The organism is Anabaena lutea FACHB-196 (genome assembly GCF_014698305.1).
Taxonomy (GTDB): domain Bacteria; phylum Cyanobacteriota; class Cyanobacteriia; order Cyanobacteriales; family Nostocaceae; genus Anabaena; species Anabaena lutea.
The window spans coordinates 358,823-384,277 of the sequence record NZ_JACJST010000001.1 but is presented as its reverse complement, the minus strand read 5'-3'; the positions used below and the strand labels follow the sequence as shown (position 1 = coordinate 384,277).

Below are 25,455 nucleotides of genomic sequence, written 5' to 3'. Positions count from 1 at the left end.
GTTGGCTGAAAACGAATTTTATGGAAAAGCGAATTTTAGGATTAGATCCTGGACTGGCAATTTTGGGATTTGGGGCAATTAGTTGGACACAAAGTCAAGGTAAAGTACAAAACACAACGGTAAAGATGCTTGATTTTGGCGTGATTCGGACTTCAGCAGATACGGAGATGACAGAACGCCTATGTACTTTATTTGACGATTTACACACCCTGATGGAGGAGTTGCAACCTGATTTAGTAGCAATTGAAAAATTATTCTTCTATCGTATGGCAAATACTATCGTTGTTGCACAGGCTAGGGGTGTGCTGATGTTAGTTTTGGGACAGCGCAAGCTTCCTTATGTGGAATTTACCCCGGCTCAAATTAAACAAGCTTTAACAAATTATGGCAATGCTGATAAGGCGGAAGTGCAAGATGCGGTGATGCGGGAGTTGGATTTAGATGAGATTCCAAAGCCTGATGATGCGGCCGATGCTTTAGCGGTGGCGTTAACGGCTTCGTTTCAGTTGTTGTTGTGTAAAACGAGAATAAAGTCGGAAACTGAATAATAAAGTTGGAAACTAGAGAATAAAATTGGAAACTCACTGTTAAATAGAGCTTGCTGAAAGACAGCAAAAGTATTGCCAGATAAGGATTTACGATGATTTTGAACCCACGAAGTGCAAGATTATTGAACTCAGATGTCTAAAACCCTTGCATTTTTACCCGAAATAACGGTATAAATTTCAGAATTCATCAACCAAACCTTCATTTTGCAATCCCGGTGACATCTAGATTCAATTTCTAGAATTATTCAGCAAGTTTTAACTGGAGATTAACGGCTGTTTTTGTGCTGCCACCATGTTGGGTTACTCTAGGACGACACCGAATTTTAATCGCTCCTTTGGAAAAGGCATCATCACTAGCCTTACCCGACCAAATATAAGCTTCCCCAGCACCAAGATGACTCATATTTTCTGAAGTTAGAGAATTAAGTGCGACATTAGCTTTTTGAATATGTTTCAGCCAAGCAGGTGAGTTAAATCGGTGCATTATTATATGCGAGGATAACTCAATGAGGGATACAGGAACTGATGGTGGGTCTTGTGAGGCAACCATTATGCTAGTACCCTTGTGCCTCATTTCTCTAACTACCTCTATTAATCCATCTACAAGGTCTGGACTTTCTATATATTTGTGAGCCTCATCAAAAACAACAAGCTTATTAAATTGCTGTCCGTTATTAGTTGCCTCTGAAAGAATTTGCAACAACACAACGAAGAGTCCCAACGCTTCGTCTTTTTCAATAAAATCATCTCGTAAATCCACGATTATTAAGCGACCGGGAAGAATAGTATCAGTCAGCCGACGGCTATCATCAATATATTCAGCTGCAAATTCTAATCTAGTTCTTGCTAAATCTTTTAAATGATCTGATAGAGAAGAGTTTTCTACGCCTTGGAGAATTTCTTGAAGAGTTATTTGGTCGCGTAATCTTCTCATAATTTGGTTGATTTGACGCAAATACATACTTTGGCTACCAACAGCACCCATCAAAAATTTCCAGTGTGTAGCTTTTAGTTCTGATGCAGCAAAGGTAAGAGGAAGAACTTCTATATTTGGGTACTCAGCTTTTCTTTCTTCAAGTTTTGCAGAGGGAACAAGAATTACGACATCGTTAAGCGCGGCTGGTTCTGCCCCAAATCTTTCCCTTAACAGAGCTACCTGAGCAGACTCGGAGTTGGGAGAAACCATTGAGGTAAACTCTGGTTTGTAATCTTGGGTTTGACTGTAATGGAAAATTACAGTTGCTAAAGGACTTGGTAAAATATTGATATTTGAAATGGGCATACAAGCCATTTCAACAATGCTCCCTAATGTATAACTTTTTCCTGCTCCCTGAACTCCAAAAAGGCTGATGGTATGAGTTTGATTCAAGTCTAAGGCAACCTTACGCCCAGACGTTTCTCCTAAAATTCCATACTGGGGTGTTGGAGATTGAACACCAAGCATTATGTCATAAGTCAGTTCAGTTTGACGTGTATCATCAGTCTCTATATCTGGTGGTAAAGGTAAAACAATATTTTCTGGTGATTTAATAATCTCAACACGTTGGGAGATATCTTGCTGTTCTTTTTGTATTTCAGGTTCTACTTTGTAAGCTTCGATTTCTCTATCCAAATTTGAGGATACTTCAAGAGAATTTTCTGTTGATCTAACTAATAGAGTGGATATTTCAGGCTGTTCTTGTTTTGGGGAAATATTTTGTTCTTTATCCTTTGTAAAATCATCACAAGTTGTAGAGCGTTCCCTTGATGGGACAAGAAAAGCGGCTGAAACTAGACGGGGTATTGAGTCTGTAACTTCTCTTTGTTTTAACTCATGTTGAATTTCTTCTTGCTCAGAGTGTTGAGTGATTTGTGTGAGGGCTGGTTCTGCTAAAGCAACCAATTCTTCAATTAAATCAATACCGATGCGATGAAATTCAATTCCTCGGTCATACTCTGGTGGTTCAGTTCCCGGTTTTTGAAAATCAAAAATTAGCGCACTTTGAGTAAATTGCAACGTATAACCATCTTCTAAAGTTGTTAGTAGACTTCTAGCTTCATTGGCAGCATCTTTATCGATTACTCCATATCGTAAAGATCGGTCTAAGTAAAATTCCAATATAGTTGCAAACTCACGAATTTTTAGTAGAAAGTCTGGTCTTTCTTGTAGTTCAAAGTGTAGACATAAAACATTTTTAGATTGATTAATTTGTTCTGAAATTTCATCTTTCAATCGATTGAAATCACTAACACTTCCCACTTGTGCATAGCATTTTACCTCAACCAAATTACAAACTATAGTTCGAGTTGTGATATTTAGATCGAAAAGTGCTAAATCTGTCCTTTGAAGGGTAACTGAGTTACCCAAAGCTTCTGCTTGGTGCTTTGCTTTTTGAAATAGTTCTATATGGGCATCAAGCGGTAGTATAATTTGGTTTGATAATGCTCCTTGATACTGCAAAAATAGACGAGCTAAAGCTAACCCAAGTGCCTCTGTTTGCTGGTTAGCAGATGAAATTAGTTTTAATGCTAGTCGTCCAGAAAGCGATCGCATCTGCTCAAGGATAAGCTGCGTATTCCTTTCTTTTGCTTTTAATCCGTGTCGCTCTAGTACCTGGGACAATACTGATTCCAGTTCTGATAAAGAGCGCGAGGTAATGACCAATCGATGTCCAACACTAGCAGTAGAATCAGGAACATAGTCAACCAAGTAAGGCGGGCGATCGCTCTGACCACCATGATCAAAAAATTCAATGCCGATATTACGATCAATGGTGAAGACCCAATCACAGACATTATGAATATGGTGCAATAATTCCCGTTGTTCTGCATTTAGACCCAACGTTACCACCGGACGATTTTCAAAAGCTGGTATCCCTGTAGCAACAGTAGCAGTTGCGCCGGATATTATTTTCGGTAACTCAGCCAGTAAATCAATCAAGCTTTCTGCACCAGGAAGAGGAAGTGCTTCTCCATGAGAGGGTTGTCGCCGCCAGAAAGTGCCGCTTTCATCATCTTGGAATTTAATAACAAAGTCTTGAATTAGACCATGTAGTGATGCGATTTCTTTTGATTGGAAGGGTGGTGCTGAACCAATTTCTTTTGCAGCAAATAAATCTATCAGTATGCTGATGTGGGCTTGGTATTTATTTTCTGATTTTGGGTTACGAAAATCATTAACGGAATGAACTGCCAAACTTAACTTTGGAAATAAATAACTTCCACTAGATGTAGAAAAAGCATCAACTACTTCTGAAGTTATGTTGGCAGTTGGTGTAAGGAGTTGTTCTATGGCTTCACCAACTCCTGGTGCTTCTGGGTCAGGGACAAATAAGCGAATTTCGTACCGTAAATCGCGAAATGCTTCACGCTTTTGCAATAAAATAATGGCATCTGCAAGGATGGTGGCACGACCTGAGTTAAAGGCATTAATAGTGAGTGTGCGGATATAAGGGTTTTGTGCCAAATACCTTTCAATCCGAGAAGCTAAAACCTCAGCATTCACCGCAGCACCAATGGTAGGTTCTGGTAGTCCAAAAGCTGCACAGACTTCACCTAACAAGCCGCGTGTGTTTTCTTCGGTTGATGAGGCATATAGCGACCAAAAGAAATTAATATTATCAACGGTAATAAAAACTCTGCCATCAGTTAGGGGTAAACTTGGGGGTACATTTAAAGGTACAAACCCCCGGAAAATACTATCTCGCGCAGAAGTCACATATTCTTCTTGCCCATTGTAGGCAGCAGTAATCCAGGATTGTGCAACTTGACTCCATGTAGTTAGCCATAAGGCACGTAACGGATGGTTTGGACCCAGTAATATAGCTTCCCGTGTTTTTCCCCGGAAGTCTATAACTTCTAAGCGCACGGTATCTACCAAAAGTAGTTTTTTCAAATCACTTAGAGACTGCCCGTCTGAACCATTGCTTTTTTCTACTTTACGGCACAAGTCAACTAATATTTCTCTGTATGCAGCAGCGTACTCATAACAAGAGTCTTTCAAAGCAACAAAATTAACTGCCTGAGAAATAAGGTTCTTATTTCCTGAAAGAATGGCGGCGAAATAATCAGCGCGGGTTGATAAAAAACTTGATGCTAATGCTGATTTTGGAAAATCAATAATATCTTGTGAGGGAGAACTAATTTGACCCATTTTGACCTGTAATTTCCAACTTACAGGACTTTGTGGAAATGTTAATATTGCCAGTTCTAAATCCTTTAAGCAAGGTGCTATGGGGATACGAAATTTGCCATCCCGACCAAATTTAACTTCTAAAGCTTCTTGGGCTGTGCTGCGAGTTTTGCTAGTTTTTTCTGCCCAAACTACATCTTTAAGAGTAACTGCTTTGGGATCACGATGCTCGGAAATAGCTGCAAACTGAAGTTTCAGTTTAGCGTGTTCTAGGCTTGTTTCTTCAGAAAACTTTATTTCTGGTGGTTCTGCATCAATTTCAGCATTGGGAAGTACATAAAATAATTCACTTTCATAAGGCTTGATCTGGACAAGAGTTGAACTATTATCTGGTTCAGCTAAAGGTATTGGATCATCATTCTCTGTCCAAGGTAAAATCCTAATAAAATGCCAGCCTTCTTCAAATTCAAATTTATCGAGTTTATCAAAAGTAACACTTTTATTTTGGCTTTTTGTTGTCCATACTTTAACTTTTTTAGCACTTCCAACAGTACAACCATCTTGTGTCATAATTTGAATGCTAAAATGAGCTAGCCCTTCTATTTGTCGAGGGTGAGGATCTACCTTAAATTCCACTTTAAATTTTTTCTGCTCTTTGGGAACTAATACTTGTTGACCAATTAGGCTTTGTAAATTTTGATTAGTTTCACTATCTTGAACAAATCTTAGCCCAATATCTTGAACTTCTATCGATACTTTATCAGGACTAACTTCTTCCTGAAATTTCCATTTATCAAAAGAAATATCCCAATTTTTTGGATTTACTACAACTTGCTTAGTCCAGATACGAGGGTCTTCTAAACCTACTTCTACTAAAAATTCAGTTAATCTATTTTGAAGTATTTTGTCTGTTAACTCTAAATCTAAAACTCTACCTCGAATCGATTTGTCAAAATTTAAGGTAAGTTTTTGCATCGATTCTAAATTCTTGCGAATTTTAAAAGTGGTAGTTGTAGGTTCATCAAACAAATGAAAATCTGGAACCAAGCCCAATTCATATAATGCAGCACCAAGGGTATCTCCATCTATTCCATTAATCGCTGCTGTTTGTAAAAAACGCGCTTGTGTTACTGCGTTAGTCCAACGCCATTTTTCTTGGGTTAAATACCTCAAAATTTCTCTAACATAACCTTGTAGAGGTGCCGGAACTTGCTGAATTAGTTTTTGAACCAGTTGCTGATAAACATCAGCTAGAGGAATTTCTTCAAACGATGCAACATTGAAGGAATCTTCTGCATTTGTTTGCAGATTAGCTGGTAAAAAAATAAGTAATGGTGGTCGCAATGACCCATCAGGTAAAGGGTTGCGTAGTTCGATTAACTTGGTAGATGAAATATATAAATCTGCATCGTCAATATTTTGACCGTTACCATTCAAAATAAAAATCTGTGCTTCTGGAACTTCTTGGCGCAAGCTGCGTGTCAGTACCATCATTAGATGTGAGTCTAAATCTGCGACTCGCATACAATGACCTTCGCTGCGTGAAGTAAGAATATCTCTCAGGCACGGCAGTAATAATGATTCTAAGGCTTGAGTTAATTCATTATCCTGAAGTTCCTGAAAACCTTTACTCATTTGTTACCTCCCTGAGTTCTCAGTAGTTATCGTATAACGAGGAGTCACTGTTTGGGTAACATAGGCATCCGAGAGGTCTTGGAAAAATCCAATTTCCCGCAGACGAGTTTTAAAAGCTGTAACATTTTTTCGCAGTGCCTGTTGATCTACAATGCTGGGTTGTCCGAAGCCATCACTAGGGGGTAAGCGGTCAATGTAGAGTCCGTAGCGATCGCGTAGCAATGTTAGCAGTTCATCAACTCTAATTTCACGGGTCACAAAGCTTGTTCCTTGAGGCTCTAAAACAGCAATTTGTAATAATACTTCAAGTAATCGACTTCCCAGAGCAAACCAGCGTGGGCTACCTTTGGCACGAGATTGACGTAGTAAACCTAAATCACTATTTTTTAATAAAAAAGCATCTAAGCATTTGATAATCGCCTCACGATGGTAACTACCTCGAAGAGCTAATATTATTTCTATATAAGTATCAAATTCTCCTAAATTCATATTAATAATGCGCTGTACTTCTGGAGGAATAGAAAATTCTTCTCCTTGCTTATACCTTTCTATCAGAGGCGTGACTCTTGATTTAAAATAATCCTGTCGCTCTTTATTTTTAGAAGAATGTAAAAGTTGTAAAACTTCTCCAACAGAGAAATAATTGCCAGCAGGTGATAACTTATTTCTTGTTTTTAAATATTCAGCCATTTCATCCAATTTTTTAGTAATGAAATGAGCTTCAATATAGCCAGGTATGCGGCGGTAATGAGTATCTGCACTATGACGAGCCAACTCAGTCATGTGGGGATTGCTGGGGTCGCCCATATCAACTACTAGTCCAACACGGTGTGGACAATCACCATGCGGTGAAGATATTCTAGGGTTTACCGGACAGCGATCGCACGTTGGGTCACTTCCACGCCGCTTTACTAACGCGGGTAAAAGTTTCATCAGGCGCAAATGGTAAAGGGCTAAGTGGAAAGACAACAGCGTTTTCAGGTAATCCACCAGAACTGACCGAGGCATATAATTTTCATAGGTCAGCAAACGAAGAATATCATCTACGAGTAAGTCTGCTTGACCAATACAAAGGGGCGAATATCTTTCAGGCTCTCTGGAACGGTCTTCAGCATCTTTTTTCACCTGATTATCAAAATGTAGAATTGCCTGAGTTTCTACGTCAATTCTCTGGTCTGAAAGCAGAATGCGGTCAGTTTGTTGGTCAAGTCCAGCAAATAGAAAATCCTTCAAAGCATCCCTGGCAGCTTGACCCAAACCTTGACGGGCGTGATAAATCATCCAATAAATTTGTTCAGATGAACCATAATCTCTAGCGTGTTTAGTATTTCTATATTTATAAGCATTGCCATGTAGTGGTCGAGGTGATACAACAGCTTGGTTAGGTTTGCCTCGATTAACTAAATCCAATAAATCAGTTTCTAGCCATTTATAAACAATATCCTTATAGTCAGAAAAGCCAACAAATTTATTATGATTTTCTTCTTCTATAAATTCTTCTAAAAATTTATCTATAGTCAATATAATGCTAGAACTTCTAACTCTACCTGGATAGCCATCAAATTTCAATCGGGGAAAAAAGTTGAGTAAAGCTCTGTCGATTTCAATATGCTTGTAGTCAACATAAGTTATTTTGCCAAGTGCAAAAGCTTTGTCTTTTTTATCGAGTCCCATTAAATTCCCTCTTGGACTTGTGACAGCGATAAATTACCAGCTTCATCGCGGCTGATATTATAAAAATCTTGTCCAGTTTCTGTGAGCAGAACTTCTCTATAAGGGGCTGAAGCCAAGACGTTCTTGAATACCGCTAAACTCCGGTAAAACCCCTGCTGTTCCTCAACACTGGGACGATAGCCATCATCAAGTCTTTTGAGCATTTCATATATATCCAAGTTTATACTTAACTCTGCATTATAGCTCATCAAAGAATGATACTGAAGGAAGAAGGCTTGTGGTAAAAATTCTATGAAAGCAGTAATTCCTCCAGCTTCACATAGTTGGAGGCTAAAACTTTGACTATCAAATACACGGTAACTGCGAATAGTACCGTTATTGACTTGGCGGACTCTTAGGGCTAGTTTATTCCCAAGACGAGATGGGTTTCTCAGACCTTCACCCCTGTTGATAGCGCGTAAAAGTGGTTGCACTTCCTTGGTTGGGTCTTCCTGTTTTGTGACTAACTTCAAAAAATATTCAAAATGACGGTAGGGTAGCATTTGTTGCCATCTTGAATCACGACGCTCAAAGTATTGCCGCCGTCGTAGCATAGCAATATATTGCTTGTATGCTTTTTGACCATTTTCTTCGATTTTACTTCGATAGTCACGGGGTAATTCCTCAAAAGCCCTTTTTAACAAATGGTCATCATTACGGCTGCGATCTGAGAAATTAAACCGTCCCATGTCTTTAGCACCAGGTTCTAAAAAGGCAAAACTGCGGTCAAGGTTGGGATTGCTGGTTTCTCCAATATCAATTTCTCGCAGTAGGGAAATTAGGCGATCGCCTGAACCTCCCATACCTCCCATCCAAGAATTAAAATAAAAACCATCAAGGATGTGTTGTCGTGCTTCAGGAGTGCTTTGGCGATACAATTCGTGAACTTTGTCGCAATCCCTTGTTCCCGCCAGCATAAAGGCTAAAGCTGAACGTAAATCACGCAAGGTAATGTGTAAGCGTCCCCGCAGGTGGGTAATGGTATATAAAGTTTTGAGCCTTTCAATCACCTTGGGACTAGCTTTCTCATCCATGAAGGTTTGGGCATTGTGATAGATATAACACCTTTCTTTCAAGTCGCAATTACCACAAGCTTGCCAGAAGCGTGATTCAGTCATGCGGCGGATTAATCTATCAAAAATTGAGTTATTTTCTTCACCCAAGTTTGCAACTACTGAGCGAAGATTAAGGTTGATGACCGCAACGCCTTCTTCTGGATCTGCACCTTTTATCCCATTCTTGACGATTTTAGTGAGTTGGGGAAAGCGGTTTTCATGTTCAGATAAAAAGTCAACTAAGCGACCTTCATTAATTGCAATTAATCGTGTTTCGTTGGTTTGCCAAACTTGTGTATTTGACCCTTGGAATGGGGCTAAAAATTCTAACAGTACCTCGTTATTAACTTTATCGCCTTCATCTTGGCTACCATCGTAATTGGTAAAGAAAGTTCGTCCTCCTATTTGGAACTTGGAACCGTTTAGTCCTCGTTGCAATTGAGCGTTTTCTTTCTCTGCTTGCTTTTCTAATTGTTGAATAAAGGCGGTTTTACCATCACCCGCATTACCGGAAACAATCACCAAGTTAAATTCACCTGCTAGAATGGCAGGTTGTAATGCTTTATCTAAAAGTGTGGGTACATAAGTTAGTTCGCCTATTTTATCCAATCCTCTTGTTCCAGCATTGGTTCGTTGACTCTGGCTGTACAAGGTAAGCAGATGGCTAACAAAGGGATTGAAATTAGGTTTAGAAGTATCTGTTAAGGTCTCTGGTAGAGATTCAGTTGTTAGTTGGGTAGGTTGAGACACCTTTCTAGGGTGTTTAATTGCATCTAACGCCTCAGCGAATTCCTTAGCAGAAGAAAATCTATCAACCCTGTGCGGTGCGATCGCTTTCATCAAAAATTGCACTAATTCATCACTCAAATCCTTACAAGTAGTAAAACTACGGGGATCACGGGGTTGCTTGTCTCTCCTTAGCCTGGGGTCTTGGTCGTCGAAAGGATATTTACCTGTAATGCACTCATAGAAAGTAATTCCCAGTGCGTAAATGTCGCGGTCAATTTTTTGGGCTTGATCAATTTGGTCTAAATCTAGAGTCAAGTCAAAATCTGGTGGGATATATGCCCTAGTTCCGCCGCCTGTGGTGACTTCATCTCGTTCTGAGACAGCAACGTTAAAATCAATGATGCGAACTCCCTTATCTGTCCAAAGCAAGTTGGAAGGCTTGATGTCTTGATGATAAACACCATTTTTGTGCAGATGTGCTAATCCTGCGGCAGTTTGCAGCGCAATTGTTACTGCATCTTTCAAGGAAAGGGCTTCTGTTTCTAAGAGTTTTTCGACATCTTCACCATCAATATAATCAAATAGGATGTACGGTGTATCATCTGGCAATTTATGAGCAATAATAACTTTTACAATATAAGGATGTTCGGGAATATGTACGAGTGTTTTGTATTCTCGCGCTAAACGTTGGTAAATTGATTGCTTGTCACGGGTGATAAGTTTCATTACTAAATCCCTATCACCCATCGAATCAAATACTTTGTAGGCTACACCAAATCCACCTTGACCGAGACGCTTTTGAATAATAAATAGCTCGTCAAGAATATAATCTGCGGGTAAATTCTGCAAGTCTATTTCAGCTAAAGATTTAGGTTTTTCTTCCGTGTTGGGCTGAGGTATCACTGGTGATTTGGGTGTAATGATATTGTTGAGTTCCACCAGTGTAACTGCTGCACTTATAAACCGTTCTTCAGGGTCAAAAGCGCAAAGTTTCTGCAACCATTCATCAATACCTGTTGGGAGGTCTGGTTTATAGGTGGATGGTTTCTCTGGAAAAATACCATCACAGTCAAAAACTTGAGAAATATTCTCAAAAGCTGTTTGTCCAGTTAATAATTCGTAAAAGACCAACCCAGCCGAGAATAAATCTGAGGCGATACTGGCTTGGCTGGGGTCGCGGTAACATTCAGGTGCTTGGTAGTTATAGTCAAGCTCATCTACAATATCTTCTGCAATTGTACTGCTGCGGTTTTTTGTCACCCTGGCATAGTCGAAACCAGTCAGCCGCGCATTCCCATCAGGTGTAACTAATATAGCATCTAGTGTCAAGTTGCGGTGAATAACTTCGTATTTGTGAGCGTGGTCAAGGGCTGAGAGAATATCTTGGATGATGCCAATTTTTTGATCAAAAGTAAGTGCTAAATTGGGTTTTTTAATGTGTTGGCTGAGGGGTTCTGCGGCTATATCTTCTATAACTAAAATGAATTTATCTTCTGCTTCGGTAGGGAAAAATTCTGTTAATTTTAAGATGTTTGGATGTCCAGGCATCAGTCGTATCGAACGGTAAGCATTACTAATCAGATTGCGTTGGCGATCGCGGATGCTTTGTTCTTGGTAGGGGTCAACTTCATAAACACGCAGTCGGGCTATTCCGCCGCGTTTACCGAGAAAAATATGCTTGGCGCGGTATTCTGTATATTTATCTGGGGTTCCTCCTAGTTCCTCTTCTATTTGCCATTCACGGTAAATAGGAGGGGCAGATTTGGGACGGGCTTTACCGACAATTGCTTGTTCAATTTCAGTATGAAATGAACGAATATCCTGCAAACGATGGCTAGGAATATGACCTTTGCCTTTGAAGTAAGTCAGGCATTTTTGATTGAGGTAAGTGATATCATCCTCATCAGAACTCCCATGAGCCTCGACATGAGAGTTAGAGGCTGTCATTAAAATTGCGGCGTGGACATGAATTTGTTTGAGGTTTGTTTTTGTGGGATGAGCATCGCAAATTAAATCCTTAATTACCTTAGCATTGTGTCTGTACTTTGCTAATGGTGCGCCAATATGGTCGCGTCCTTGTGGATACCATTTTGAATTATAAATATCAATTAGTCCGGGGATACCTTTGACATCAACTATAAATATGCTATGGGGGGCAATTATGGCTAGGTCAATTTCATATTTTTCTTTGCCTTGAGGGATTTCAAAGTTATGAATTATTGTGTAGGTATCGGGTAAATTATCACGAAGGAATTTAATAGCTTGCCGTTCAGAATCGTTGACAGATTGACCAATAGCGATGACTTTAGTAACCATCAAGCACCTCCATCACGTATGGCATTATCTACTATTGCTCTAGCTTCATTTTCTAAATCACACGCCTCGTCACGAAGTTCTATTGCCTGTAAAACTTTCCTGCCTAACAATTTGCGTGTTTCATTATCTGTCCAGGGAATTTGTATTTTTCTAATACGCTTTTCATCTAAATGAGGAATACTTGAACCAGTTGCTTCTCTTGTAAGCAATCTAATACCATATTCAGTATTTAACACTGCAAAAATATATCCTTGGTCAAGTTTTGAGTGAGGAACAATTCTCACCATATTATTTGTACAAGCAAAGCCAGATAAATATCTACCAACTGCGACAGGACGACCAATTAAACCTCCAATTTGACCAGAATCTTGAACCAAAATCATGCCATCGCGGAGAACTAATTTATCAATGTCTGGCAATTTTTTTGATAAATAACGGTTAGAAGTAGGTGCGAGAACATAAATATCTGCACCCGTGAGATACGCATAACCAAATTTAGGATCTTCAGCATAAAATCTCTTGAATATATTAGGTATGTATAAATCTTCTGTAATATCACCAATAGTCACTAATTGTGCTGGTGGCAATTTACTAAATTCTTGGTATGCCTCTTCATTCCACTTAGCGTAGTAATAAGCATCAATGCGTTCTAGCATTGAAAAAGAAGATGCAGAAGTTATGCTAGGACTACTATACTTATATCGTGGTGTGGGAATTTTTAATTTAAAATGAGCAATAACATCTTCACTAGCTTCGGCTAGTAATTTAGATGCTAAAACTCTATTACTTGCAGCTTTATTAACTAAATTATGTGCTTTTTCTTCAATATCTTTGTCTAATCTCGGTACTGGTAAATCAGCTAAATGCTGAGGTTCAATACTTTGAATAATTGAACCGTAAGTTCCTGAGATAACAAGAGGAACTCCAAATTTACTACTGAGATAAGCATATAAGTAACCTGGCAAAATTTTATTAACGTCAGGGGCAACTCTCATAGCGTGTTCAGTACAAGCCATTCCTGCCATATCTGATCGTACATAGACCATTCTGCCAATAGTTCCAGAACGGGTGATGAGAGTCCATCCTTCCTGAATAGCAAAATTTGGATTAGCTGCTACTTGCTTTTTTGACAAAAGAGATAGAGAAGAAAGATCAGCAGCAAGAATATCTGTACTCCCCAGGAAAGGAACACCATAAGCTGGATCATCTACATATTGACGACGCTCACGACCAGCATGAAAAATTCCGTTTAGACCTCCCTTTGTAACTGCATGCAAAGGTTGTAAGGATTCAGGTGGCAGCTTTTTAAGTATTACCTTCGCTTCAAACGCCCCAGAAAGATACGGTGTACAATCCAAACGCCGCCCGTTATTTTCCATCCAAGAAGACATGACAGGAAAGTCAAGCTTTGTAACTCTCATCCTTGACCCTCCTCCAATGGAAACCATTGCTGCATTTTACTACACAACATTTGAAATGCTGTATCTGTACATCCTCTAACAGAAACTTTGCTAGTTATATTTTTATATATTGCTGATGAACGAGGTTTTTTTGAGAATCTCAAAGCATCTTCAACAGCTTTCTTCGGATCAGCAGGTTTCAACGCAGCAGCATTCCATAAACCTTTTTGTTCTAACCAGTTTCTTAAAGAGATATTTTGTCTAAACCCAAATTCCTCTTCTACATTGGGATTATCCTGTAGTATCCAAATCTCTAATTCTGGGTCAATTACAATTACCACACAATTCTTTTCATCCCAACCCGTCTCAATCAAATTCGCCATGATATTATCAGAAATTCTTTCTACTCCTGGTGAGCCATCCCAAGCATTATCTAACACTACAACAGCATAGCGATGAGTTTTTTGATAAGGGCGAATTAATTCATGAGCGCGGGTATAAACACCTGGGTCGCTACCAGGTTCGACAATAATGTCTTGTTGTGGGTCGAATTCAAACTGCCGAATTCCCAAACTTCTATGGAATTGCGCTCTGGTAAAAAAACCAGTAAAAGCCGCCTCCATATTTTTATCAGCAAGCAGGAAAATACAATCTCTCATCCCAGTACCCCTGCTGCAAACAGGGAACCAAGGTCGATACTTCCCTGCCAATCTTGTAAACGTGGATGTTTATTTCCGGGAATAGCTTCTGCACCATTTTCTCTACTACTTCGCATCGCAATCACAGATTCTAATTCAGTATATGCCAATACGACAGGAGAATGGGTAGATACCCAAACTTGAGAATCATACACCGAACTCAAAGACTGCAATATTATCTCAATTGCTCTAGGGTGAATACCATTTTCTGGTTCTTCCAAGAAAATGAGACGATGTGGTTGGGGTAGATAGGGCAAAATAGTCAGTGCCAAAATATGCAGGGTTCCGTAAGATAATCCAGAAGAAGTAACAACATGATCACCCCAATACGATAATTTGAGGTAGGCGTGATAATCTTCTTCACGTTGAATGGCTTCTATTGCCACAATATTAGGCAAAGCCATTTTGACGTGTTCTACCCAAGACTCAAAGAACTCTGGCTGTTCCTGCTGCAAATTCATCACTAACCAAGGTAGATTAGCACCATCTGAACGCAAGGTTTTAGGCTGACCCGGCGGACAAGCTCTCCGCAGCACTGACCAACTTGGTTCATAACGCATTACGCCTTTTTCTAAAAGATTTCTAAACCAAATAGACGCAGAAAATTTATCGAGATCACGGGGTAAATTTGCTAAAGCTAATTCTTGGGGTTCCAGTCGCAAACTAATCTTAGTGTTACTTCGGTCTTCTTGTTTCAGAATTGTTGCTAAACCAGATTCTCGCTCAATAATTGTTTGCCAGTAACGAGGACGTTTACCTCCTATTCCCCAGCCTTCTTTGGGTTCAGAAACCTTCTGCGGAACAATATATAAAAATTCATCAGTTACATGAAGCTCAATATTATTAAAAATTTGAAACCGAATTTCATATCTAATACTTCGAGGATGTCTATTTTTATCTTTTAGAACCGTGGGTGGTGCATCTGCGAGCAATTTAATAATAATTTCTTCAGGTAAATCAGCTTCTATGGCAAAACCAAAATAATTCCCTCTGCCATAATGCAGCAACTCTTGTAAATTTTGCGCTCTCGGACTGCCACCAATAGAAGGAGATTCTAAAAAAGCTGGGATTAATCCCTGTGAGAGAATTTCGCCCAACAATAAAGGAATATCAAGCAGCGTACTTTTACCCGTGCCATTTGCACCAGCCAAAACATGATATTGACCGAGTTTAATATCAAGTCGGTCAAAGCAGCGATATTTAAATGCTTCTATTCGAGAAATCATATACCTGGAGTTGGGTATTGTTGACGGAACTCTCGATATTTTTCGGCAATTACAGGCAAGTCATCATCGAGTATCTTTCTTTTTCTTTTTAAAGAACGTTCAATAATACGTTCTCCCTTCCGATATCTTTCTATTTCCTCTTTTAGCTCCACAATTTCTTCACCATCAGGAGTCCGTTTATAAAGCGTATTTCCTCGACGGTCAAATCCTACCTTCTCTGCTACTGCCATAAATACAGGATAGTCCGTCTTACCTCCTAAATCCTCAGCCCTAATTTCCTCTTTGGTTTTCTTCTTCAGAAACAGCAAACTTGTGAGAATATTTACATTCGCTTCTACAATAAATGCTTCCACTGGAATATCCACACTAGCTAAGACCCAAGAATGACGCAGAATCCACCACCGAATATATTCGGCTCCAGGATTGCCCAAAATGCCATCTGGTAAAACAATCCCCATCCTTCCCCCCGGTTTTAGCCAGTTCAGACAACGCTCAATAAACAATACTTCCGGCGCAACACTCCCCTGAAGTCTGCCAGTTCTGCGAAAACTACCATCCTCCGTCCGTTCCCAAGCGTAAGCTAATTCAAACTGCTTGAGTGTATTTTGATCCGTAATCGGAATATCAGAACCAAAAGGCGGATTAGTCAACAACACATCAATTGATTCTAGGGGAATTTCTTTTTTAGCTGGTTCTAACCCGTCTAAATGCCCGTTGGGAAAATCCACAGAATTGATGTGATAAAGATGACCCCTGCCATCTCCCGCCATTACCATATTCATCTGGCAAGCTTTAATTAGAAACGGGTCAAAATCCGCACCAAACACTTGTTTCTCGGCAAACTGGCGCAGGCGTTGATTGACAGATAGAAATTCCTCTGTAGTCTCTAATCCTACTGGCACATTCGCTTCTTCCCGAAACTTCTTGACCATATATCCCAGCACTGCCACCAAAAATCCCCCAGTTCCACAGGCTGGGTCTAAAATTCGCTCATTTTCCTTGGGGTCAAGCATCTCCACTGCCAGCTTGATAATACCCCGTGGCGTGAAGTATTGGCCGCGATCGCCCCGTAAATTCGCACCAACTATTTCTTGATAAGCTCCACCCTTGGCATCCACATCAGTGCGTGTAAAGTCATACTTTGCCAATTCAGAAACCATAAAAGCAAGGGCGCGGTCAGAAAGAGTAATTTCCTCATTTCCCCGGAAAAGATTGCTGTAATTCTTTTTCACCTCTTCAAACAGAGGTATAAGCCGCTTGCGGATTTCTTTACGCCCCTCAGTATCGAACTGCTCCTTCGGCCCTGCCCAAAATCGCCGTTGACCGCGAGGTGATTTCTGCTCATCGTGCATTTTACAGAAAATCAGGTATAGGAACTGCCAGAATGCTGCATCCTTGGGCATTCCCTCATTTCCGTGAATGAAATTATGACATCGCCGGAAAGCTACTCGTAGCATCTTTGGATCAGCCTTACGGGTACGCGCATTAGACACTACTTCCTGTGTGTCCAAAGACTCATCAGCAGGTGGCCAATCTCCTATCGGCTCAAACCTATCTTCAAACCTTGTTCTTTGCTTCTCTAAATAAAAGAACTCTAAACCATTCGTCCACAAACCATACTTACAGGAGTTAATATGCTCCATGATGGTTTCTAATTCTTCTAAATCCTTGGCTGCTTGATCGTAATCTCGAATCCTAACCGCATTTCTGCCCACCTTCGGTTCTGGGCGACAAACCACCACCCGACTTAAATTTTGAACTGTATGCTCCTGGTCGTGGTGAAAAATAGCAATATCCAGCTTTTTCCGCTTCCCGTTAATAGAAACCGGAAAATCAGCCGCCATATCTTCCACCGAAATTCCATACTCATGAAACAACGCCCGTGCAATCCGTTGACGCACCTGTTCTTTTGGCGTATCCTTGAGACTTTTCTCACCACTAATAAAGTCAAGGATATAACCATCAGAAATAGTGGAATCTTCTGTATTATCTTCCAAATCAGGAATCGGCAACTGTTTTGCTTTCATGTGCTAATAAAAATTCTCCTCGTATTCCTCCTCACTTACGGCGGGGAGAGCTAGGCTTGAGTTACTCAGATACAGTGAGTATTGTATCCGAGGAAGTTTCTCCTAATATATCTCGCTTAATAAAATGCTCAACTTTACCAAGCTGCTCGTCAGAAAGTTCCTGAACCATAACCAAACGAACTAATTCTAGTACCTTTGGTCTTTCCTTCAGCAAAGTCACTACATCTGGGTCTGTGGAAGGACAAAGCCGAAATAGTACATCAGGATCAGCCGCTAAACCTTTTGCTAATGCTTTTATAACCTCCGGCTTTGGCGGATGCTCCTTACCCCGCTCAATGCGACTTAAGTAAGCAGGCGAGATACCTACCATAGTAGCCGTTTCCCGAAGTCCCAGATTTTGAGCCTCTCGAAGCTGCCTGATTGTTTCACCAAACTTGCTCATCCCTCCAATCCTTGTTGTCTGTTATGTAACACTAAACATTTTTAGCATCAGCCGTCAACGGTATTTGATTAGGTAGCAATTAAGAAACTAGCAAAGCGATCGTATATTTCTGGCTATTGCGAAGATAAGAAGATAAAAAGAACATCCTCAAAAAATAGCAAAATTCCCAATGTCCAAAAGAACGGATTTAGACAAAAATCAAATCATCACATTACTTCGTTCAGCACTTGTTGAAGGAGTTACAGAACTTAATAGTATTCCAGAACTACTTCAGCCGATTCTTGAAGAAGAGTTATGGCAAGAACAAATTCTCCCAGATACTGGAGAAGTTGTGACAATGAATTCTTTTGTTGATTTCATAAAAACTCCTCCACCAGCAGGACTAGGAACAAATTTTGAAACGCTTTGGCAACTGTGTTCCCATAACCCATTACTTCTGGATCTCCTAGACCGCGCCGTACAGAGACCAGCAGGATCACCTGAAAAAAGTCAAAGACTTGTTGGTCAAAAAATAATTGTTGATAATATACACAATTTTGGTAAGATAGAAAGACCGACTGGTACTAGCAAACAAGCTGGACTTCGCCAGCTTCGTAAGAAAAATCCAGAATTACACGCTAAAGTTCTGGCTGGTGAGTTAACTGTTAATGCTGCTATGGTTCAAGCCGGATTAAGAACTAACCAAGTAACAGTTTTTGTACATCCTCGTCGGGCAGTGACAAAGCTTAAAAAAATCTTTCAAGAGGAGGATTTCATCGAACTAGTAGCATTACTTATGTCTGTCTTACCGGAACAAAAGGATATAGTGGCAGAAAAATTTAAACAAGTTCTGGATGAAAAGCAACTCGCAAAAATTAAAGATTTTTTAGCTTCTCTTTGAACTAACCATTAAGTAGCCTTCCATTTCAGACAGAACTTGTATACAGGCAAAGTGCTTTTGATATGACGTACAAACTGAAGAAAACCGCAATTTAACTGGGGGCAATTGAATGGCTAAAAGAAAGAGAACAAAAACTGAGGCTGTCATTGATAGACATATCAGCGAAGGTCGTGGGCAAGGCAGAGGTTATGAGTACAAACCCTGGCTACTGGTTCAAGATGTAGCATCCCAAGGTCTTGCCAGCAGGATAAAGGGTTGGAAAACCAATCGAGTCCACCATCTACTCAGCAACCTTGAACTTAATTATTTCTACATACTAGAATGGTCGCCCATTATCTGTGACATCCGGGAGCAATATCCCCTACTACCTCTAGAAGAAACATTAGCGATCGCTGAAAAGAACGGTATACCCCATCCTAAAGACCCCAAAACTCAAGATCCAATGGTGATGACTACGGATTTTCTTATTACTGTGCGTCAAAAAATAGGAGTTATTGAACAGGTACGTACGCTTAAATTAGCTAAAGATTTGCAATCAGAGCGTACACTACAAAAATTAGAAATTGAGCGTCAATACTGGCAGTCTAGAGATATAAATTGGGGAATTGTCACAGAACATGAAATTCCTGAAAGATTGGCTAGAAATATTGATTGGGTACACCCTTTCTTCAGTATTGAAGACTGTTCCTCCATATCGGAATCTGAGATTCGTCGAATTACAACAGCACTTACTTTGAGAGTAGTCGAAGAGCATGACTCTCTAGCAAGTATAGCTGCTGATTGTGACGACCAACTTGGATTTAAACCAGGTATAGGACTCTCTGTTGCTCGCCATTTGATTGCTAACCGATGGTGGTTGGTTGACATGAATAAATCAATTAACCCTAGTGAGCCATTAGTTCTCCTAGCAAACCCATTGGTACAGCTACACCAAAAATTAGGGGGTGTGGGATGAACCTTTATGTAAATATGCTGCTGGAGTGGGAAAACACCGATACTGAAATTTATATTGAGCGTGTACTTTGGATTGATTCATCTGGTACGGATGTCGTAACAATTGAGATTAGTAACTCAAAAGCTCTCCCAAAATGGCAAAAATCCAAGGAATTGGAAACAGCGATCGCATCTCAAGAAATTCGTATCCTCAAGATTGACCCTTATATGGGGTTACTTCGTCCTGAAAATACAATTTCAGATAAACACTGCCAACGTAGAGACCGAGCATGGGAAGTGATTGCCCCACTGGTTGAGGGTGACATTGAGCTAATTTTTAATGCCCGCGATCGCGGTCAACTTATAGAAGCTACAGTCGAACGCACAGGTTGTATAAAAAAGACGATTTATAATTATCTACGGCGTTATTGGCAAGGTGGACAAACCAAAAATGCCCTTCTTCCTCTGTTTGATAGGTGTGGTGCAAAAGGTAAGGAAAGAAAGGTTTCTAACTGTAAGCGTGGTCGTCCCAGTAAACTCTCAAAAGTAACTGATATACCCCTTGGTATCAACGTTAATGACGATATTCGGAAATACTTTTCCCGTGGTATCGCCTTATTTTACGAAACACAACAAGGAAGAACTTTAAAAGATGCTTTTCAGAAAACCTTGGAAAAGTTTTTTCATCAAGGTTATGAAATGCAAAATGGGGTATTAGTTCCTGTACTACCTCCTGCCAGTGAACTACCCACATTTGCTCAGTTTCGATATTGGTATGAAAAGGAACGAGATATTAGTCAGCAAAAAATCTCCCGTGAAGGCAAGCGTAGATTCAATTTACGTCATAGGGCAGTGCTTGGAGATTCAACGCAAATGGCATTTGGTCCAGGTTCAATTTACCAAATAGACGCTACTATCGGCGATATTTATCTAGTCAGTTCCTTAGACCGAAACCGTATTATTGGTCGCCCTGTGATTTACTTTGTTATTGATACTTTTAGCAGACTGATCACAGGCTTTAGTGTCAGTTTAGAAGGTCCGAGTTGGTTGGGTGCAATGTTGGCTCTGGAAAATGTAGCCACCAACAAAGTAGCTTTTTGTGCTGAATATGGCATTGAAATTGATGAAGCTGATTGGCCTAGCCATCACCTTCCTGAAGCTATCCTGGCAGACAGAGGCGAACTAGAAGGTTACAATGCCGATAATTTAGTAAATGCTTTAAATATCCGAGTATCGAATACACCTCCATACCGAGCAGATTGGAAAGGTATTGTAGAAAGAAATTTTCGTTTAAGTAACGACAAGATGATTCGTTGGATGCCAGGGGCAGTCAATCGAGTAAGAGAGAGAGGTGATAAGGACTATAGGCTTGATGCAATTCTTGATCTCCAAGAATTTAGAAAACTTATTATTTTATCCATTCTTGACCATAACAAACTCCATCGGATGAATTGGTATCGAATGAATGAATTTATGATTCAGGACTACGTTGAACCATACCCAATTGAACTTTGGAATTGGGGAATTCAAAATCGAGTTGGTCACTTACGCCAAATTGCACCTGAAATTGTTCGTTTGAATTTGTTACCTTCTGCGGAAGCTTCAGTTACTCCTCAAGGTATTTACTATCAGGGCTTAAATTACACTTGTGAACTTGCTATACGAGAACAGTGGTTTGTTAAGGCTAGAGTAAATGGCAGATGGAAGATTCCCATAGCTTATGATCCACGCAGACTTGACATTATCTATTTGCGTCGTGATGACACGAGAATATTAGAACCTTGCCAATTAAGCGAAACTCAGAAAACATTTCGAGAACGGGATTGGTTTGAAGTTATTGATTACTTCGAGCTACAAAAACAATCACAAGAAGCAGCTTCTACTCGTCAACAACAGCGAAAAGCAACATTTAATGCTCAGGTAGATAATATTGTTACAAAAGCTAAAGAAAAGACTGAAAAAGCACTTACTGGTCAAAGTAACCGATCGCGTGTTCAAGGTATTCGGGAAAATCGCAAGTTAGAACGTGAACATGAACGTGAAACTCAAGCCTGGAAATTAGGAACAGAAGAAACTCCGGCTCAACTAGGGGAAGTAATTCCCATGCCTCTAGCTACCGAACTTGAAGAAAATGATGGTGGGTATGTAGCTCCACCAAAGCCCATTGATAAGCTACGTAGATTAAGGGAGAAAAACTGGAATAATGACTAACAGTGATATGACACCATCTGTCTTGGTTGGTAAAGGGTCAGTTGTCAAAGCCTCATACCGCGACCCGTTAATTGCTAGTTACCGGAATAATCCTTTAATTGAGGCGCTACCAGCAATTCTTGCGGAAGAAGAAGCGATGGGGCTTCTAGCACGTTACCCAAGTTATAACAAAGAAGAGCGATTATTGCCCAATCATTTACGTTTACATTTAGTCCAAAATGCAATTCAATTTGTTGAACCACTACCAATTCATTTAGATTTGGAACAACGTTTTTCGCGCATGATTCGCTCAGGCTATCAGGCACGTAATCCATTAACAGCAGAGTTTAAGCGAGATTTTCAAAAACGAATTGATGCTCTGAGTTCTACAGAAATTACTCCAACTCATCTGCGTTCAACAGCCACAGGTTTCACAATTATTGGTATTAGCGGTGTCGGCAAAACAACTGCTGTAGAAGCCATTTTATCGCTCTATCCCCAAATTATTATTCATAGCCACTATCAAGGACAAAATTTCACATTGATGCAAATTGTTTGGCTAAAGCTTGATTGTCCTTTTGATGGCTCGATTAAAGGTTTGTGTTTAAATTTTTTCCAAGCAGTTGATGATCTTTTGGGAACTAACTACTCGAAAAACTATGGTGGAAAACGTTTTACAGTCGATCAATTGATACCATACATTGCTCGTGTAGCTTCACTACACTGCATTGGGGTATTGGTAATTGATGAAATTCAACACCTGAGCGAAGCTAAAAGCGGTGGCTCTCGCAAAATGCTCAATTTCTTTGTTCAACTTGTCAACACAATTGGCATTCCTGTTGTTCTCGTAGGAACTTATAAAGCGATGTCTGTTTTGAGTGGTGAGTTTCGTCAAATCCGTCGCGGTAGTGGTCAGGGCGATTTGGTTTGGGATAGGATGGCAGAGGATGATGTTTGGGAGCTATTTGTTGAATCACTTTGGCGATATCAGTATCTCCAAAAGGTATGCCCGCTTAAACCAGAGCTATGCCATGCCCTCTATGAAGTCACTCAGGGAATTACTGATTTTGCGGTTAAAGTTTATATGTTAGCTCAAATTAGGGCGATCGCTACAGAGAAAGAGAGCATCACCGAAAGTATTATTCGATCTGTTGCTAAGGATAGTCTTCGATTGGCACAACCTATTCTGTCAGCCTTGAAAACAGGTGATATTAAATTCCTCCAAAGTGTTGAGGATGTATACCCAATTGACCTCGCTTCTTTTGTTCAAGAGGCCAGCAAAAGTACAAAAGTTGTCGGTAAAATTCGTTCTTCACCCGTAATTCAAAAAAATCTGGTAGACGATCAAGAAGATATCAGCATTAATGCTCAAAATCTAGCTGTTGACTCTTCCATGCCAGAATCGGCAAACATAACAGATGTTGCTACTCCTACCCACACAGAAACGAATAAGAAGCAGAGGAAATCTCGTAACACAACTTCAGAAATTGATGGCTTAGTCAAAGTTGTAGCTCTTGGTGCAAAAAAAAGAATTACTGCTTATGAAGCTCTTAAGCTAGAAGGTTATATCCGACCTGCTACTGAATATCTTAAGGAGGAAATGGTAGGATGATTGGTTTTTTCCCAGATCCTTATCCAGATGAATTGTTATATAGCGTCTGTGGACGTTATCAAAATTATTTACAATATTCTAGTCAAAAGAACTTAATGCAAGACCTGTTTGCAAGTGTACACGCAAGAGCAATAATTGATTTACCTACTCACATTGGCTATCTAGTTGATTCCCTTCCAACAGGAAATAATTACACTGTTGATAAGATTATAGATGGTTTAACATTATTTCCTTTTTATAGACCTTTCATATCCCATGCAAATATTCAACAGTTTCGAGAGCAAATGAAAGGTGATGGAAATGGACTTCACTACCGTCTAGGTCTTACAGCAAGTACGATTCGTCCACCAAAATATTTACAATTTTGTCCAATATGCGTCTTAGAAGATAGAAAAAATTTTGGTGAGTGCTACTGGCATCGACTTCACCAAATACCAGGTGTACAAGTATGCCCTACTCATATGGTTTTTTTGGAAAAAAGTAGTGTTTGTATTAGTGGACAAAATAATCATCAAACTTTTATTGATGCTCAACAAACTATTATACATACACAAACATTACAATCCCTAGATTTATTAAACATTCAACATCAACAACTTCTTAAAATATCTCAAGATGCGGATTGGCTTCTAAAACAGAATGCTGTAGTTTCAGATATTCATAAAATTAAGAATCGTTATCTTTATTTACTGGCTGAACAAGAATTAGCTACTTATGGTGGTAAAGTTCATATTGCTCAACTACTTGACGCATTTAAAAGCTATTATTCCCCAGAAATATTAAAAATGCTTCAATGTGAAGTTGATGAGCAGAGTCATGGAAATTGGTTATCTAGGCTAGTTAGACTACCAAAGGGTAGCCAACATCCATTGCGGCATTTATTATTAATACAATTTTTTGGGTACACAGTAGAAAGTTTCTTCCAATTGCCTAGTGATTTTCAACCCTTTGGCGAAGGACCTTGGCTTTGTGTAAATCCTGTTTGTACTCACTTTCAAAAACCATACATTCAATCATGCCAGGTTTATTACTCCAATAACGATGGGACTCCTATAGGTTTATTTAGCTGCGAATGTGGCTTTGCTTATACTAGGAAAGATTTTCAGAAATCAGTTAAAGATAAATTTAGAGTCAGTACAGTTAAGTCTTACGGGTATTTATGGGAAAATACTTTAGCAAATCTTTGGGCAGATACATCACTTTCTGTTACTGCAATTGCTAACAAATTGAAAGTAAGTACAGAAACTATTAAGCATCATGCTGTTAGATTGGGGCTTTCATTTCCACGATTAGGTGCTAAAAGAGAGACAAACATAGGCTCGAAGCAGTTTTCAGATAGCCAAGAAGAAAAGTTCAATGAACCAAACAAATCAGAGCTTTACCGAAAAGAGTGGCTTACTCTATTAAATAACAATCCTAATTCAGATCGCGTATCTTTACGCAATCAATGTTGGCGAGTTTACTCATGGTTAAGGAAAAATGATTCTGAGTGGTTAGAAGCTCATCTACCACCTCGTAGAAGAAACAATGGTTCCATTTATGTCAATTGGGAAATCAAAGATATTCAACTTGCAGAGGCTGTAAGACAATCAGCTGAACGGATGAAAAATAGTCCATCGCGTCCTGTGAGAATAACAGCAAGGATGATTGGTAAAGACATCAATCAACTTTCAGCAATCCATAACAAAATTGATAAATTGCCACTGACAGCGAAGGCTTTATCTGAAGTAGTAGAGACAAGAGAAGCGTATACTGTTCGCCGCGTTTGGTGGGCAGCAGAATACTTTCTTCAGGAAAATAAATTACCAACTAGATCGCAATTAGAACATTTGGCAGGTATACGTCACGGCAACGAACTAACTGACTTACCAAAAGTACAAGAAGCCATTGAAGCAGCATTGGATTCTTTCCCTTCCAGCCTTTAATAATTCTTAAAATTT

14 protein-coding genes are annotated in these 25,455 nt (G+C 39.7%); 6 read left to right on the top strand and 8 right to left on the bottom strand.

The features are described from left to right. The first annotated feature begins 20 nt into the window (after nucleotides 1-20). Nucleotides 21-548, top strand: coding sequence for a crossover junction endodeoxyribonuclease RuvC (gene ruvC / locus H6G59_RS01590; protein ID WP_190711419.1), 528 nt, complete (start codon nucleotides 21-23; stop codon nucleotides 546-548). Between the two features lie 241 nt (nucleotides 549-789). On the opposite strand, the gene mads8 is transcribed toward ruvC, so the two are convergent. The 8 genes from mads8 to H6G59_RS01550 form a co-directional block, all read right to left on the bottom strand. Beyond that, nucleotides 790-6,294: a methylation-associated defense system ATP-binding protein MAD8 gene (gene mads8 / locus H6G59_RS01585; protein ID WP_190711418.1), complete on the bottom strand. Its 5,505-nt coding sequence runs from the start codon at nucleotides 6,292-6,294 to the stop codon at nucleotides 790-792. 3 nt (nucleotides 6,295-6,297) lie between these two features. Next, nucleotides 6,298-7,968: a methylation-associated defense system protein MAD7 gene (gene mads7 / locus H6G59_RS01580; RefSeq protein ID WP_190711417.1), complete on the bottom strand. Its 1,671-nt coding sequence runs from the start codon at nucleotides 7,966-7,968 to the stop codon at nucleotides 6,298-6,300. After that, entirely contained in the window at nucleotides 7,968-12,107 is a 4,140-nt protein-coding gene (mads6, locus tag H6G59_RS01575; protein WP_190711416.1) for a methylation-associated defense system protein kinase MAD6, read from the bottom strand. Before mads6 ends, mads7 begins: the two co-directional genes overlap by 1 nt. After that, nucleotides 12,107-13,528 carry a methylation-associated defense system restriction endonuclease subunit S MAD5 gene (mads5, locus tag H6G59_RS01570; RefSeq protein WP_190711415.1) on the bottom strand — a complete coding sequence of 474 codons (1,422 nt, stop codon included), beginning with the start codon at nucleotides 13,526-13,528 and terminating at the stop codon, nucleotides 12,107-12,109. The genes mads6 and mads5 overlap by 1 nt, the downstream gene beginning before the upstream one ends. Next, entirely contained in the window at nucleotides 13,525-14,166 is a 642-nt protein-coding gene (mads4, locus tag H6G59_RS01565) for a methylation-associated defense system protein MAD4 (protein WP_190711414.1), read from the bottom strand. The genes mads5 and mads4 overlap by 4 nt, the downstream gene beginning before the upstream one ends. Next, the gene (mads3, locus tag H6G59_RS01560) at nucleotides 14,163-15,431 is read right to left on the bottom strand and encodes a methylation-associated defense system AAA family ATPase MAD3 (protein WP_190711413.1); all 1,269 of its coding nucleotides are present in this window, start codon (nucleotides 15,429-15,431) and stop codon (nucleotides 14,163-14,165) included. Before mads3 ends, mads4 begins: the two co-directional genes overlap by 4 nt. Further along, complete coding sequence (gene mads2, locus H6G59_RS01555; protein ID WP_190711412.1) at nucleotides 15,428-17,458, bottom strand: methylation-associated defense system DNA methyltransferase MAD2; 2,031 nt, start codon at nucleotides 17,456-17,458, stop codon at nucleotides 15,428-15,430. The genes mads3 and mads2 overlap by 4 nt, the downstream gene beginning before the upstream one ends. A gap of 61 nt (nucleotides 17,459-17,519) precedes the next feature. Further along, nucleotides 17,520-17,900 (bottom strand): helix-turn-helix domain-containing protein, encoded by a 381-nt coding sequence (locus H6G59_RS01550; RefSeq protein WP_190711411.1) that lies wholly within the window; start codon nucleotides 17,898-17,900, stop codon nucleotides 17,520-17,522. 169 nt (nucleotides 17,901-18,069) lie between these two features. On the opposite strand from H6G59_RS01550, the gene H6G59_RS01545 reads away from it, so the two are divergent. The 5 genes from H6G59_RS01545 (at nucleotide 18,070) to H6G59_RS01525 (ending at nucleotide 25,440) form a co-directional block, all read left to right on the top strand. Continuing rightward, on the top strand, nucleotides 18,070-18,780 hold the full coding sequence (locus H6G59_RS01545; protein ID WP_190711410.1) for a hypothetical protein: 711 nt from the start codon (nucleotides 18,070-18,072) through the stop codon (nucleotides 18,778-18,780). Nucleotides 18,781-18,889: 109 nt separating this feature from the next. Further along, nucleotides 18,890-19,735 (top strand): TnsA endonuclease N-terminal domain-containing protein, encoded by an 846-nt coding sequence (locus H6G59_RS01540; RefSeq protein WP_190711409.1) that lies wholly within the window; start codon nucleotides 18,890-18,892, stop codon nucleotides 19,733-19,735. Next, complete coding sequence (locus H6G59_RS01535; RefSeq protein WP_190711408.1) at nucleotides 19,732-21,924, top strand: Mu transposase C-terminal domain-containing protein; 2,193 nt, start codon at nucleotides 19,732-19,734, stop codon at nucleotides 21,922-21,924. Before H6G59_RS01540 ends, H6G59_RS01535 begins: the two co-directional genes overlap by 4 nt. Continuing rightward, nucleotides 21,917-23,515 carry an ATP-binding protein gene (locus tag H6G59_RS01530; RefSeq protein ID WP_190711407.1) on the top strand — a complete coding sequence of 533 codons (1,599 nt, stop codon included), beginning with the start codon at nucleotides 21,917-21,919 and terminating at the stop codon, nucleotides 23,513-23,515. The genes H6G59_RS01535 and H6G59_RS01530 overlap by 8 nt, the downstream gene beginning before the upstream one ends. Further along, complete coding sequence (locus H6G59_RS01525) at nucleotides 23,512-25,440, top strand: TnsD family Tn7-like transposition protein (RefSeq protein WP_190711406.1); 1,929 nt, start codon at nucleotides 23,512-23,514, stop codon at nucleotides 25,438-25,440. Before H6G59_RS01530 ends, H6G59_RS01525 begins: the two co-directional genes overlap by 4 nt. The last annotated feature ends 15 nt before the right edge of the window (nucleotides 25,441-25,455 follow it).